We start from the raw sequence: 13,076 nt of genomic DNA on the forward strand, positions 1-13,076 counted from the left end.
CCCGCGCCCCTGGGGAAGCTGCGCGCAGCGCATGCTTCAGGGGCGCGGGGAACTGCGCGACCAGCCACGACGAAAGCCGCACCCGGCAACGCACCCCCGTCACATGTGGCTGCCCCCGTCGACCCGAACCTCCGTCCCGGTGATGAAGTACCCGTCGTGCGAGGCGAGCATCGCCACCACGGCAGCCACCGCGTCCGGCCCCGCGAAGTTGAACTCACCCGTTCCCACCTGAAGCATCGGCGCCGTCTTCTGGAACAGGGACATGTCCGCGTCGGCGGGCAGGCCGGGGCCGACCGACTGCTTGGCCCGGCCGGAGCCGTCCGTCATGCCGGAGGAGATCGAACCGGGCTGTACGGCGGTGAACCGGATGCCGCGCTTGCTGTACTCCATGGCGAGGGCGTGCGTCATGGACTGGATGCCGCCCTTGGACGCCGCGTACGCGGCCATGTACGGGTGGGCGAAGTTCTGCGCGGTCGAGGAGAAGTTGACGACCGCCGACTCGTGGCCGTCGAGCAGCGCCGGTACCGACTCGCGGATCATCAGGAACGTACCGGTCAGGTTGATCCGGATGACCTGCTCGAAGTCCGCGAGGGTCACCTGGTCGGTGTGGCCGGAGCGCAGGATGCCGGCCGCGTTGACGAGGACGTCGAGGCCGCCGAGCGTCGCCACCGCGGAGGCGACGGCCTCGCGTACGGACGTCTCGTCGGCGACGTTCACGACGACGGTGCTCAGGCGCTCCGCGTCGGCGCCCGCCTTGGTGACGGTGTCCTTGAGGCCGTCCTCGCTGATGTCGGCGGCGACGACCCGGCCGCCCTCGGCCAGGATCCGCAGCACGGTGGCCTGGCCGATGCCGGACCCTCCGCCGGTGATGAGGGCGCGGCGGCCTTCGTAACGGTTCATGTCGACTCCTTGTGAAGCGGTGGTGGCGCGTTGGCGCGGTGCCACCGTACGCCTGGGTGGCACGTTTTGCCATAACGACTTTTCGTGCCACTTTCTTCCTTCGCGGCTACCCTTCCGTACGTGACCGAGCCCAGGACGCCCACCCCGCCGCCCCCGCTGACGCTGACCGAGCGCCGCAAGGCCGCGACGCAGCTCGACATCGCGCGCGCGGCCGCCGAGCTGTTCGCCGACAAGGGGCCCGACGGCACGACCGCCGAGGAGATCGCGGCCCGCGCCGGCGTCGCGCTGCGCACCTTCTACCGGTACTTCCGCAACAAGCAGGACGCGGTCGGCCCGCTGCTCGCGTCCGGCGCGGACCGCTGGCGCGAGCTGCTCGACGCCACGCCGCCGGGCACGCCGCTGCGGGAGGCCCTGGAGGCCGCCGCCGTGGCGTCCCTGTCGGAGCCGGGCGAGGAGGCGCGGGAGGGGCTGCGCCGGACCCGGGGGCTGCTGCGCGCGGCACGGCACGATCCGGCACTGCGGGCCGTCTGGTACCGGGTCAACCAGGAGTCCGAGGAGAAGCTGCTGCCGGTGGTGACCCGGCTCACTGGTCCCGGCGCGGACGAGCTGGAGGCCCGCCTCGCCGCCGCCGCGGCGACCGACGCGATCCGGGTGGCGCTGGAGGTGTGGGCGCCGACGGAGGCGGGCACGTCCGGCCCCGGCTCCCCCGCGGACCTGACCGTCCGCTGCCTGCGCTCGCTCACCGCCGGTTTCTGACCCGGCCCCCGGACACCGGTGCGCCCCGAGCACCGGGGCGCACCGCCGCGGCACGGCGTGCCTCCGTGCCGCCCCTGCGCGCGACTCCCCCGCACCGCGCGCGGCCCTACGCTCGACCCCCGAACTCAGGTATTCCGGGGGCGCGTTGGGGGCATGACGCTCCCAGCCGTCAGCCGCCCAACCTCCGGAGGCACACGTGCACGCGGACGTCGTCATCGTGGGAGCCGGGGTCGCGGGACTCGCGGCCGCCCGCCACCTGACCAGGGCGGGCGTGAGGCCCCTGGTCCTGGAAGCCGCCGCAACGCCCGGCGGCCGCATGTCCACCGAGAAGGTCGACGGGTTCCGGCTCGACCGGATCGGCCAGCTGCTGTCCACCTCGTACCCCGAACTGCGGCACACGCCGGGCCTGGACGGCCTGGTGCTGCGCCCGTTCACCCCCGGCGTGCTGGTGCACAGCGAGGGCCGCCGCCATCGCGCCGGGGAGCCGACGCACCCCCGGCGCGCGAGGGGCGCATTAAGTGCGGCACGCGCCCTCGCGAGCGCCCCCCGTCCGACGCGCGGCGTCCGGCCTCCGCTCGGCGGACCCCTGGACCACGCGCGCCTGGGCGCCGCCCTCGCCCGGCTCGCCGCGACCCCGCCCGCCCGGCTCCTCACCCGACCCGAACTCCCCGTCGGACAGGCCCTGTTGGCCCGGGGCCTGCCACCCAGGACGCTCTACGGTTTCGTACGGCCGCTGCTCTCCGCGCTGCTCTGCGACCCGGACCTGACGACGTCCAGCCGATGCGCCGACCTCGCCCTGCACGCGTACGCGGCGGGCCGCCTCGCCGTGCCCGAGGGCGGCGCGGACGCCCTGCCGGAACTGCTCGCGGCGGGCCTGCCGCCGGGCACCGTGCGCACCGGGGTCCGGGTGACGGCCATCGCCGCGGACTCGGTGACCACCGCCGAGCACGGCCGGCTGAGGTGCCGCAGCGTCGTGCTGGCGACGGACGCGGTCGCCGCCGCCGAGCTGCTCCCGGGGCTGCGCGTGCCCGCCTTCCACCCGGTGACCGTCGTGCACCACGCCGTGCCCGAACCGCCGCTCGCCGACGCGGCGCTGCTGCTGGACGCCGACCGTGCCGGGCCCGTGGCGCACACCTCGGTGATCAGTCAGGTCGACCCGACGCGGGCCCCCGCCGGGCGCGCCCTCGTCTCGTCGACCGTGCTCGGGGCGCCGCCCGGCGAGCGCGAGCTGCGGGCCCAACTCGCCGCGCTGTACGGCACGTCGATGTCCGCCTGGGAGACCCTCGCCGTCCACCACGACCCGCGCGCCGTGCCCACGATGCCCGCCCCGCACGATCCGCGCCGCCCGGTGCGACTCCTCGACGGTCTCTACGTGTGCGGGGACCACCGGGACACGAGCACGGTGCAGGGCGCGCTGCACTCGGGGCGGCGCGCGGCGCGCGCGGTCCTGACGGATCTGGGCATCCCGGTGGCTGCCGGCTCGTCGGCGGTCGCGTCCGAGGTGCCCGCCGGCGAGGCCGCCTGAAGCGCCCGCCCCTTCCCCCGAGCCGCGCCCGTCCCCGTGGAACGATCCGGGGGCGGGCGCACCAACTCCCTGACATCTCCTGCGACTTGTCACCGCACCGGAGCTTCCGTGGACGTCACCCCGTGCCCGTGATCCCCCGCCCCACCGACTGGTCCATCCCCCTGCCCCTGCGCTCCATCGGGGCCGAAAAGGCGTCCCTGCGCGGCGAGTTGGCCGGCCTGATCGCCTGGGAGAGGCCCTGAGCGCGTCCGCGGTGGCCGCGCCGCCCTGAGCCCTCACCCCAGCGCGGCGACCTTCTCCCGGTACCCCCGCACCGGCCCCGCGTCGCGGTACGGCTCAAGGCGCCGCTCGAACTCCCTGACGTACTCGTGCGCCCGCACCGACCGCATGTCCGCCGCCGCGGCCGCCGCCTCCGCCCCGAGCGCGCACGCCGAGTCCAGCTCCCCGAGCCCGAGCCGGGCCGAGGCGAGGACCACCCGGCAGAACAGCCTGCTGCGCGCGAAGCCGGGCGCCCGCAGCTGCAAGGACCGCTCGGCGTGCTGCGCCGCGGCCCGGTACTGCTGAAGGTCGCGGTGGCAGTGCCCGAACTCGTCGGCGAGCTGCGCCTCGTCGAAGAACCGCGCCCAGGGCGGCACGTCGTCCCCGGCCCGCGCCGTCTCCAGCGCCCGCTCGGCCCGTACGAGAGACGACGTACAGGCGCGGATCTCGCCGAGCACCCCGTGCCCGCGCGCCTCCACGGCGTGCAGCAGCGCCTGCACCACGGGCGGCGCCGCCCCCCCGACCCCCTGCTGCGCGACCCGCGCCAGCTGCACCGCCTCCCGGCCGTGCCCGAGGTAGACGGCCTGCCGGCTCATGGTGACCAGGACGTACGAGCCGTACATCCGGTCCCCCGCGGCCTGCGAGAGCCGCAGCGCCTGCACGAAGTAGCGCTGGGCGAGTCCGTGCGCCGCGATGTCGTACGAGGTCCAGCCCGCCAGCCGGGTCAGGTCGGCGACGGCCCCGAAGAGCCTGCGCCCCGTCTGCTCCCCGTACGCGCCCCGCAGCATCGGCTCGGCCTCGTGCTCCAGGTACCGCACCAGGGCCTGGCGCGCGTGCCCGCCTCCGTAGGCGTGGTCGAGCGCGCGGAACAGTTCGCTGACCGAGCGCAGCGCCGCGATGTCGCCGGTCGTCACCTTCTGCCCGGGGCCGCGCTCGGTCTGGGTGCGCTGGCGCGGCACGACGGGGCGGCCCTGGACGGGGACGCGGGGCGCGAGGTCGCCGCGGGAGACCCGGTCGTCGGCGCGGCCGATCAGCCAGTCCCGGCTGGGCACGACGAGTCCGGCCGGGGTGAACGCGATCTTGCGGAGCTCGGCATGGCTGCCGGAGTCCTTGCGCCACAGGCCGCTGACGATGTCGATGGCCTCCTCGGGCGACGCCGCGAACTCCAGGCCCGCGTAGACGGGCGCGCAGGCGTCGAGCCCCAGATCCTGGGCGGAGAGCCGGCGCCCGAGGCGCCGGGTGAACACCTCGGCGATCAGCGCGGGTGTCGTGCCGCGCGGCTGCTGCCCGCGCAGCCAGCGGGTCACGGATGTCTTGTCGTAACGCAGGTCAAGACCGTGTTCGAGCCCTAGCTGGTCGACGCGGCGCGCGAGCCCCGCGTTGGAGAAACCCGCCTCCGCGATGAGCGCGGCGAGCTGGCGGTTCGGTGTGCGCTGCGGAGGTCGTTCCGTCATCAGCTGTGCGGTCTCCTGCCTTCCGGGCCGGGGTGCAGCCCTCATGGAACGGCGCGAATGTAGCGGCGATACCGGAGCGCGCAGGGGTCTTCGCGGGGCCTTCATCCGATCGTGTGACGATGGGACCGAGACGCTGACACGGAGGTCCCGCGATCCGGGAGCCGTACAGTGACTCGGGGCGCGATACGTGCACGGTGAAGGTTCTAGGGAGGCGCTTGCCGTGAGTGAGTTCCGGTTCGTCCGCATGGGGTTCGGTGCGGACATGGTCGAGTACCAGGTCGCCTGGGACGAGCAGCGCCGGGTGCACGCGGCCCGCTTCGCCGACGAGATCCCCGACACCTGTCTGCTCCTCGAACACCCGCCGGTCTACACAGCGGGCCGGCGCACCGCCCCCGAGGAGCGTCCGCTGGACGGCACCCCGGTGATCGACGTGGACCGCGGCGGCAAGATCACCTGGCACGGCCCGGGCCAGCTCGTCGGCTACCCGATCCAGAAGCTGCCGCGCCCGGTGGACGTGGTCGCGCATCTGCGCCGTCTGGAGGACGCGATGATCGCGGTCTGCGCCGAGTTCGGCATCGAGGCGGCCCGGGTCGAGGGCCGCGCGGGCGTCTGGGTCCTCGGCGATCCCATTGAGCAGCGTACGAATCTGGGCGGCCTCTCCCTGGACTTCAACCCGCGTCTGAGCAGCGAGGACGAGGAGTTCGACCACCGCCTGGTCGGCCCCGAGTACGCGCCGTCGAACGCGGGCCAGCGCCACGAGGACCGCAAGATCTGCGCCATGGGCATCCGCGTCGCCAAGGGCGTCACGATGCACGGCTTCGCGCTGAACGTGAACCCGGACACCTCGAACTTCGACAAGATCATCCCGTGCGGCATCCGCGACGCGGGCGTGACCTCTCTCTCGTACGAACTCGGTCGCGAGGTCACGATGGACGAGGTGCTGCCGGTGGCGGAGAAGCACCTGCAGGACGTGCTCGGGAACGCGGACCTCAAGCCGCGCGAGATCGAGCGGGCCTCGGCCTGATCCCCCTCCGGGGAATGCACCCCGATGGCCAGAGGTTGGCCATCCGTGAGGGCCATGAACATCACGGGCGTACCCTGAGGTACGCCGAGGAATCAAAGCTTTAGGGAGCCGGTCGTGTCCGCAGTCGCACCCGACGGACGCAAGATGCTGCGCCTGGAGGTCCGCAACAGCCAGACCCCCATCGAGCGCAAGCCCGAGTGGATCAAGACCCGGGCGAAAATGGGCCCCGAGTACACGAAGATGCAGAACCTCGTGAAGTCCGAGGGCCTGCACACCGTCTGCCAGGAGGCGGGCTGTCCCAACATCTACGAGTGCTGGGAGGACCGCGAGGCCACGTTCCTCATCGGCGGTGACCAGTGCACGCGGCGCTGCGACTTCTGCCAGATCGACACCGGCAAGCCCGAGGCCCTCGACCGCGACGAGCCGCGCCGCGTCGGCGAGTCCGTCGTCACGATGGACCTGAACTACGCCACGATCACCGGCGTCGCCCGCGACGACCTGGAGGACGGCGGCGCCTGGCTGTACGCGGAGACGGTCCGCCAGATCCACGCGCAGACCGCCGAGCGCGCCGAGGGCCGCACGAAGGTCGAGCTCCTCGCCCCCGACTTCAACGCGGTGCCCGAGCAGCTGGCCGAGGTCTTCTCGTCCCGCCCCGAGGTCTTCGCGCACAACGTCGAGACGGTGCCGCGCATCTTCAAGCGGATCCGCCCCGGCTTCCGCTACGACCGCTCGCTGAAGGTCATCACCGAGGCCCGCGAGTACGGCCTGGTGACGAAGTCGAACCTGATCCTCGGCATGGGCGAGACCCGCGAAGAGGTCTCCGAGGCGCTGCGCCAGCTGCACGAGGCCGGCTGCGAGCTGATCACCATCACGCAGTACCTGCGCCCGTCGGTGCGGCACCACCCCGTGGAGCGCTGGGTCAAGCCGAACGAGTTCGTGGAGCTCAAGGACGAGGCCGAGCAGATCGGTTTCTCCGGTGTCATGTCGGGCCCGCTGGTCCGCTCCTCGTACCGCGCCGGCCGCCTGTACCAGATGGCGATCGAGAAGCGGGGCGCGTACGTCGCCTCTCAGGCGGTCTGACACTTCGGTGAGCCCGACCCGGGTGCACCGCGTGTGAATTCACGCACAAGTGGCTACTGATCAGTAGTGGCCGATGGGACGCGGTCCTGACCGTCCTCGCAGATGAGGGCGAACGTCAGGGCCGCGTCCGTGTTTGAGCCCCGCGCATCAAGGCTTCATGGGTGTTTGACCGTCCGGTCACGCCCTGGTAACACCAATCAGTGACCGTGAAATCACGGCTCGCGCACACCCGGCGTGAGCCCGTGATCCGCCTTCGAGGGGGGACCTCCACGATGCAGGCCGCGCCCGTACGCGCCACCGCCATTCCGACGTTCACCGACGCCCTGCGCGCCGTCGAGTCGCTGCTCATGAGCAGCGGCCAGCGCACGGCCCGCCGCAACGCCTGGACCTCCGTCCTGGAGGACCGCCGCCGGGCCAAGGACCGGGTCGAGGCACAGCGGGTCCTGGAGTCCGTCTCCGCCCGGAGCTGATGCTGCTGTACTTGCGGCGTCCCCGGCCACGTAGACTTCAGGCATGGCGAGGAAGGACACGGCAGCGGACGCTGCGAATCCAGGGCGACTCAAGCAGATCGCTCTGACCTACAAGATGACCCGCAAGGCCGATTCGAAGATCGGTCTTGTACTCGCGGCTGTGGGAATCGTCACCTTCGGTGTCTTCCTCGCGATCGGTTTCTTGATCGGTCACCCCATCTATCTCGGAATCCTCGGCTTCCTGCTCGCCTTCCTCGCGATGGCGATCGTCTTCGGACGCCGTGCCGAGCGAGCGGCCTTCGGGCAGATGGAGGGACAGCCCGGCGCCGCGGCGGCCGTGCTCGACAACATCGGACGCGGCTGGACGACGACCCCCGCGGTCGCGATGAACCGCAGTCAGGACGTCGTGCACCGCGCGGTCGGCAAGGCCGGCATCGTGCTCGTGGCCGAGGGCAACCCGAACCGGGTGAAGTCGCTGCTCGCGGCCGAGAAGAAGAAGATGGCCCGCGTCGTGGCGGACGTCCCGGTCCACGACATCGTGGTCGGCAACGGCGAGGGCCAGGTCCCGCTGAAGAAGCTCCGCACCACCATGCTGAAGCTGAACCGCGTGCTGACCGGCCCGCAGGTGACCGCGACCAACGACCGGCTGCGGGCGATGGGTGACCTGATGTCCAACATGCCGCTCCCCAAGGGCCCGATGCCGAAGGGCATGCGGATGCCGAAGGGCGGCGGCGGCCGCACCAGGTGACCTCGCGTCGCCGCTCGAACATGAAAGGCGCCCGGGACTTCGGTCCCGGGCGCCTTTGTCGCTGCCGTGTCTCTCCGCCGTCTCTCTGACGTCGCCGTCCTTCGCGTCCCCCGGCGCGTCCCGGCGCGTCAGATACGGACCTCGACCGACCGGGCCAGACGGTCGTGCAGACCGCGCCCGTCCCGGTCCCAGATCAGCGCCGGGATCGCCACGCACAGCAGCGCCGTACGGACGACGACCCGGCCGGCGCCGAGGCGGCCGCCCGCCTCCGAGACGACGCGCAGGCCGAAGAGGCGCTTGCCGGGGGTGCAGCCGATGGTGCCGACCGTGAGAACGCCGAGGACGAAGAAGATGAGCAGGGCCCAGTTGCTGGTCGCCTGGTCGTAGCCGTGCGTGACCAGGCCGTATGCGATCAGCAGGCACAGCGCCCAGTCGACGGCGAGCGCTCCGATCCGTCGCCCGGGGCGGGCGATCGACCCCGGCCCCGACTCCGGCAGACCGAGCTGTTCACCGCGGTAGCCGAAGTCCGCGCCCGCGTTTTCCAGGGCCTCGCGAGGCCCAGACAGCCACGATCCCATTGCTTCCCTGTTGTCCACGCATCAACGGTACTGCGCCGCGTTCCTGAGGCCGCCTTGGCCCCTGGTCCGGTTAACTTGGGCGAAACAAATGGGTCATGCTTGAGAAATCACGTCTGCCTATGGTCGGGTCCCAGCGTGTGCCACCGCACTGGCCGCACTGTCGAGCTGTACCGAGAGCTGCAACCCCGCCCCTCCCCGGGTGGGAGTAGGAGGAGTTGGATGTTCCAGAACGCCGATGACGCCAAGAAGTTCATCGCGGACGAGGACGTCAAGTTCGTCGACGTCCGCTTCTGCGACCTGCCGGGTGTGATGCAGCACTTCACGGTCCCGGCTGCGGCGTTCGACCCGGCCGAGGAGCTCGCCTTCGACGGCTCCTCGATCCGTGGCTTCCAGGCCATCCACGAGTCCGACATGGCGCTGCGCGCGGACCTGTCCACCGCCCGCGTGGACCCCTTCCGCCGCGACAAGACGCTGAACGTCAACTTCTTCATCCACGACCCGATCACGGGCGAGCAGTACTCCCGCGACCCGCGCAACGTGGCGAAGAAGGCCGAGGCGTACCTGGCCTCCACCGGCATCGCCGACACCGCGTACTTCGGCCCCGAGGCCGAGTTCTACGTCTTCGACTCGGTCCGCTTCGAGACCTCCGCCAACCGCTCGCTCTACGAGATCGACTCCGAGGCGGGCGCCTGGAACACGGGCGCGGTCGAGAACAACCGCGGTTACAAGGTCCGCTACAAGGGCGGCTACTTCCCGGCCCCGCCGGTCGACCACTTCGCCGACCTGCGCGCCGAGATCTCCCTGGAGCTGGACAAGAACGGCCTCCAGGTCGAGCGCCAGCACCACGAGGTCGGCACCGCCGGCCAGGCCGAGATCAACTACAAGTTCAACACGCTGCTCGCCGCGGCCGACGACCTGATGCTCTTCAAGTACATCGTGAAGAACGTCGCCTGGCGCAACGGCAAGACCGCGACCTTCATGCCGAAGCCGATCTTCGGTGACAACGGCTCGGGCATGCACGTCCACCAGTCCCTGTGGGCCGGCGGCGAGCCGCTCTTCTACGACGAGCAGGGCTACGCGGGCCTCTCGGACATCGCCCGCTACTACATCGGCGGCATCCTCAAGCACGCCCCGTCCCTCCTCGCCTTCACGAACCCGACGGTGAACTCGTACCACCGCCTGGTCCCGGGCTTCGAGGCTCCGGTCAACATGGTGTACTCGCAGCGCAACCGCTCCGCGGCCATGCGTATCCCGATCACCGGCTCGAACCCGAAGGCCAAGCGCGTCGAGTTCCGCGCGCCCGACCCGTCGTCGAACCCGTACCTCGCGTTCTCCGCCCTGCTCATGGCGGGCCTGGACGGCGTCAAGAACAAGATCGAGCCGGCCGAGCCGATCGACAAGGACCTGTACGAGCTGGCTCCCGAGGAGCACGCGAACGTCCAGCAGGTCCCGACCTCCCTCCCGGCGGTCCTCGACGCCCTCGAGGCCGACCACGAGTACCTCCTCGCGGGCGGCGTCTTCACGCCGGACCTGATCGAGACGTGGATCGACTACAAGCGCACGAACGAGATCGCCCCGATCCAGCTTCGTCCGCACCCGCACGAGTTCGAGCTGTACTTCGACATCTAGAGATCAGGTCCAGGTGACCCGCTCTCTGACGTAGCGCCAGCAAAAGTGAGGCCGCCACCCCCACCGGGGTGGCGGCCTCACTCGTTGTACGGCAGTGCCCCACCGGCGACCCGACCGCCTTCTGACACCGAGGAGCCCGCTGCGCACCGATCTCCACCCGGAGGGCGTCGCCGGTTAGCCTTCCGGCATGTCTGAGGCCACTCCGCACAAGCCGCTGCTGTGGGTCGAGTCGGGGGGTGGCCCCCTGATCGTCGTACCCGAATCAGCCCTGGCTTCTTGGTGTACGGATACGGAGACGCCGGGCACTGACGAGTTCAGCGGCTTGGACGACTACGAACCGGGCCTGCCAGGTCGACGATTACATAGGCACGCTGCGCGTGGGAGACACCGAGGCTCTGGTCCTGGCCGACAGCCCCGACCCCACCACCTTCCTGCCCGACCGCATGCTCTTCGTCCGGTGGAGCGGAGCCGACTCCGAAAGCGACATCCTCGCCGCGCTCGACCCCGCCGTCGCCTTGGCCGACTGGCGATCCCCCGTGCGTTGGCACCTTCCCGCCGGCCCTGTCGTCCTCTTCGACGCGGCCTGGTCCGGCACCGAACTTCGTGGCCACCAGCCGGACAATCACCTGCTCATCGCCTTGCCCGCCGGGGTTTACGTCGCCGAGTACGCGTATGTGGAGCCGACCCCTCGGACCTCGTTCGGCCTCGTGCGAATCACGGCGTACGAAGACGGAAGGTGACACGGCCCGCACACGTCCGTCGAGGTCGTCAGGCGCCCGGGGTAGCCGTCAGGACGCCGGCTGATATTGCCTTGCGGAGTGTGGCGTGGTCGTGGGTTGTCTGGTCCGCGTAGTGGAGGGCGAAGGAGGCGATCGCGCGGTCGAAGGTGTCGGCGCCGCCGAGGTACGCGGCGATGGCGATGCGGTCGCCGGAGCGGGCGTGGGCGCGGGAGAGGGCCGTGCCGCACAGGCGGGCGTAGGCGAGGAGTTCGTCCGGGGGCATGCCCGCGACGTCCGCGGAGCCCTTCATGTCGCGCAGCTGGCGCCAGTAGAAGGCGCGGCCCTGGGGGCCCGACATCCAGCCGAGGAAGATGTCGCCGGTCGCCTGGAGGAGGCGCTGGCCGGAGACGACGCGGTGGCCGGGGTGGATGTACGGGCCGTGGTACGGGATGTGCTCCTCGATGACCGAGCGCGTGGCCTCCTTGATCTGGAGGAAGAGCGGGTCGTCGGCGTCGCGGCCGGCGAGCAGCACGATGAAGCAGCGGGTGCCGACGCTGCCGACGCCGACGACCTTGCGGGCCGCGTCGACGAATCGGTAGCGGTCGAGGAGGCGGCGGCGTTCCTCGGCGAGCGTGGAGCGGTAGTCGCCGAACATCTTGCGGATGGCGGCGGCGTCGGTGACGCCCGCCGGTTCCAGGAGCGGCGGGTCGTGGATGATGCGGCGTCGTCCTTCGGGGGTCGTCTCGGTGAGTTTGCCGAGGGCCTGGAGGCTGGTGCGGCGGGTGGCGTGCGCGAGGGTGTGCTCGACGCGGCGGCGGTGGCGCCGGGATCTGACCAGCGGCAGCAGGGCGTGCGCGTCGATGCGCTCGTACCAGACGGCCAGTTCGCCGAGTCCCGCCAGGCGCCGCATGTTCGTCCGGTACGCGGCGACGCAGGCGCGCACCGCACCGTGGGCCTGCTTGTCGGAGTGGCCGTTGTCGCGGGCGGCGACGGCGATGGACGCGGCGAGGCGTTTGACGTCCCACTCGAAGGGGCCGGGGTGCGTCTCGTCGAAGTCGTTGAGGTCGAAGACGAGCGCGCGCTCCGGGGAGGCGAACAGGCCGAAGTTCAACAGGTGGGCGTCGCCGCAGAGTTGGACGGTCAGACCGGTGTGCGTGGTCGCGGCGAGGTCGCCGGCCATCACGGCGGCGGCGCCGCGCAGGAACGCGAACGGGCTCGCCGCCATCCGCCCGTACCGGATCGGCAGCAGGTCCTGGAGCCGGTCGGTGGCCTGCCGCTCCAGGACCACCACCGGGTCGGGGCGGTCCGCGCCCGGGATCCAGGGTGCGTGGGAGGAGCGGGGGGCGTGTTTGCGGGCGCGTTTTCCCTGGGCTGCGCGGTCGGCCGGGGTGCTCATGGCGGGCCGCCTGCGCGCTCAGTAGCGCATGGCGCGGGCCACGTCGGCGGTGACGTCGCCGTCGAGGGACCGGTTGCTGGTGGCCTTCGCGTCCTTCGACGTGTCCGCGTCGACGTCCTTCACGGTGAGGACGACGGTGTCGAGGAGGTTGCCGCCGCTGTCGCGGAAGTCGACCTGGACCGCGTACGACTTCTTGGCGTCGGCGCCGTTGGTGATGCTGACCGGGACGGTGGCGCGGCCGTCGTCCTTGGACACGTCACCGAGCTTCACGTCGTCCTTGGCGTCGACGCCGCCCTTGATGTCGTCGAACTTCTCCTGCGCCTGCGCGGTCGCGGACGCCACCACGTCGGACGCCTTGGACGCGGCCGATGAGGCGGCGCCGACCGCCTTCGACGCGGCGTCGGAGGGGCTGGTGTCGCTGTCGCAGCCCGTCACGCCGAGAGCCAGGGCCGCCGCGAACAGGGCCGCGCCCGCCACCCGTACGCCTCGCACACCGTGCCTGCTCGCCATGTCCGAACACCTCCGCTCGCCCCGTCACT

13 protein-coding genes are annotated in these 13,076 nt (G+C 71.5%); 8 read left to right on the plus strand and 5 right to left on the minus strand.

Annotation, left to right across the window (positions count from 1 at the left end; genetic code table 11):
* Nucleotides 1–99: 99 nt before the first annotated feature.
* Entirely contained in the window at nucleotides 100–900 is an 801-nt protein-coding gene (locus AB0L37_RS32290; protein WP_365513480.1) for an SDR family oxidoreductase, read from the minus strand.
* Between the two features lie 120 nt (nucleotides 901–1,020).
* Here AB0L37_RS32290 and AB0L37_RS32295 point away from each other — a divergent pair, with 120 nt between their 5' ends.
* Nucleotides 1,021–1,656: a TetR family transcriptional regulator gene (locus tag AB0L37_RS32295; RefSeq protein ID WP_365513483.1), complete on the plus strand. Its 636-nt coding sequence runs from the start codon at nucleotides 1,021–1,023 to the stop codon at nucleotides 1,654–1,656.
* Between the two features lie 196 nt (nucleotides 1,657–1,852).
* Nucleotides 1,853–3,181 carry an NAD(P)/FAD-dependent oxidoreductase gene (locus AB0L37_RS32300; protein ID WP_365513486.1) on the plus strand — a complete coding sequence of 443 codons (1,329 nt, stop codon included), beginning with the start codon at nucleotides 1,853–1,855 and terminating at the stop codon, nucleotides 3,179–3,181.
* Between the two features lie 275 nt (nucleotides 3,182–3,456).
* Here AB0L37_RS32300 and AB0L37_RS32305 read toward each other — a convergent pair whose 3' ends face one another.
* Nucleotides 3,457–4,893, minus strand: coding sequence for a regulator (locus tag AB0L37_RS32305; protein ID WP_365513489.1), 1,437 nt, complete (start codon nucleotides 4,891–4,893; stop codon nucleotides 3,457–3,459).
* A 220-nt stretch (nucleotides 4,894–5,113) separates the two neighbouring features.
* Here AB0L37_RS32305 and lipB point away from each other — a divergent pair, with 220 nt between their 5' ends.
* The 4 genes from lipB (at nucleotide 5,114) to AB0L37_RS32325 (ending at nucleotide 8,215) form a co-directional block, all read left to right on the plus strand.
* Complete coding sequence (lipB, locus tag AB0L37_RS32310) at nucleotides 5,114–5,917, plus strand: lipoyl(octanoyl) transferase LipB (protein ID WP_365513492.1); 804 nt, start codon at nucleotides 5,114–5,116, stop codon at nucleotides 5,915–5,917.
* A gap of 114 nt (nucleotides 5,918–6,031) precedes the next feature.
* Complete coding sequence (gene lipA, locus AB0L37_RS32315; RefSeq protein ID WP_338695848.1) at nucleotides 6,032–6,997, plus strand: lipoyl synthase; 966 nt, start codon at nucleotides 6,032–6,034, stop codon at nucleotides 6,995–6,997.
* A 272-nt stretch (nucleotides 6,998–7,269) separates the two neighbouring features.
* On the plus strand, nucleotides 7,270–7,467 hold the full coding sequence (locus tag AB0L37_RS32320; protein ID WP_365513496.1) for a hypothetical protein: 198 nt from the start codon (nucleotides 7,270–7,272) through the stop codon (nucleotides 7,465–7,467).
* Between the two features lie 43 nt (nucleotides 7,468–7,510).
* Entirely contained in the window at nucleotides 7,511–8,215 is a 705-nt protein-coding gene (locus tag AB0L37_RS32325) for a DUF4191 domain-containing protein (protein ID WP_365513499.1), read from the plus strand.
* Nucleotides 8,216–8,343: 128 nt separating this feature from the next.
* Here AB0L37_RS32325 and AB0L37_RS32330 read toward each other — a convergent pair whose 3' ends face one another.
* Complete coding sequence (locus AB0L37_RS32330; protein ID WP_365513502.1) at nucleotides 8,344–8,811, minus strand: RDD family protein; 468 nt, start codon at nucleotides 8,809–8,811, stop codon at nucleotides 8,344–8,346.
* A 201-nt stretch (nucleotides 8,812–9,012) separates the two neighbouring features.
* Between AB0L37_RS32330 and glnA the strand changes: the two genes are divergently transcribed.
* The gene (gene glnA, locus AB0L37_RS32335) at nucleotides 9,013–10,422 is read left to right on the plus strand and encodes a type I glutamate--ammonia ligase (RefSeq protein WP_365513505.1); all 1,410 of its coding nucleotides are present in this window, start codon (nucleotides 9,013–9,015) and stop codon (nucleotides 10,420–10,422) included.
* A gap of 305 nt (nucleotides 10,423–10,727) precedes the next feature.
* Nucleotides 10,728–11,162 (plus strand): Imm21 family immunity protein, encoded by a 435-nt coding sequence (locus AB0L37_RS32340; protein ID WP_365513702.1) that lies wholly within the window; start codon nucleotides 10,728–10,730, stop codon nucleotides 11,160–11,162.
* 28 nt (nucleotides 11,163–11,190) lie between these two features.
* Here AB0L37_RS32340 and AB0L37_RS32345 read toward each other — a convergent pair whose 3' ends face one another.
* Together AB0L37_RS32345 and AB0L37_RS32350 are read right to left on the minus strand one after the other, a co-directional pair.
* Entirely contained in the window at nucleotides 11,191–12,537 is a 1,347-nt protein-coding gene (locus tag AB0L37_RS32345; protein ID WP_365513507.1) for a DUF2252 domain-containing protein, read from the minus strand.
* An 18-nt stretch (nucleotides 12,538–12,555) separates the two neighbouring features.
* Nucleotides 12,556–13,047 (minus strand): hypothetical protein, encoded by a 492-nt coding sequence (locus AB0L37_RS32350; RefSeq protein ID WP_365513510.1) that lies wholly within the window; start codon nucleotides 13,045–13,047, stop codon nucleotides 12,556–12,558.
* Between the last annotated feature and the right edge of the window lie 29 nt (nucleotides 13,048–13,076).

Source organism: Streptomyces sp. NPDC052225, assembly GCF_040679615.1.
Classification (GTDB): domain Bacteria; phylum Actinomycetota; class Actinomycetes; order Streptomycetales; family Streptomycetaceae; genus Streptomyces.

Excerpts from the sequence above, each read along its gene's own strand:
- AB0L37_RS32290 (WP_365513480.1), bottom strand. The coding sequence starts at position 900 with ATGAACCGTTACGAAGGCCGCCGCGCCCTCATCACCGGCGGAGGGTCC.
- AB0L37_RS32305 (WP_365513489.1), bottom strand. The coding sequence starts at position 4,893 with ATGACGGAACGACCTCCGCAGCGCACACCGAACCGCCAGCTCGCCGCG.
- AB0L37_RS32320 (WP_365513496.1), top strand. The coding sequence starts at position 7,270 with ATGCAGGCCGCGCCCGTACGCGCCACCGCCATTCCGACGTTCACCGAC.
- AB0L37_RS32325 (WP_365513499.1), top strand. The coding sequence starts at position 7,511 with ATGGCGAGGAAGGACACGGCAGCGGACGCTGCGAATCCAGGGCGACTC.
- glnA (WP_365513505.1), top strand. The coding sequence starts at position 9,013 with ATGTTCCAGAACGCCGATGACGCCAAGAAGTTCATCGCGGACGAGGAC.
- AB0L37_RS32345 (WP_365513507.1), bottom strand. The coding sequence starts at position 12,537 with ATGAGCACCCCGGCCGACCGCGCAGCCCAGGGAAAACGCGCCCGCAAA.
- AB0L37_RS32350 (WP_365513510.1), bottom strand. The coding sequence starts at position 13,047 with ATGGCGAGCAGGCACGGTGTGCGAGGCGTACGGGTGGCGGGCGCGGCC.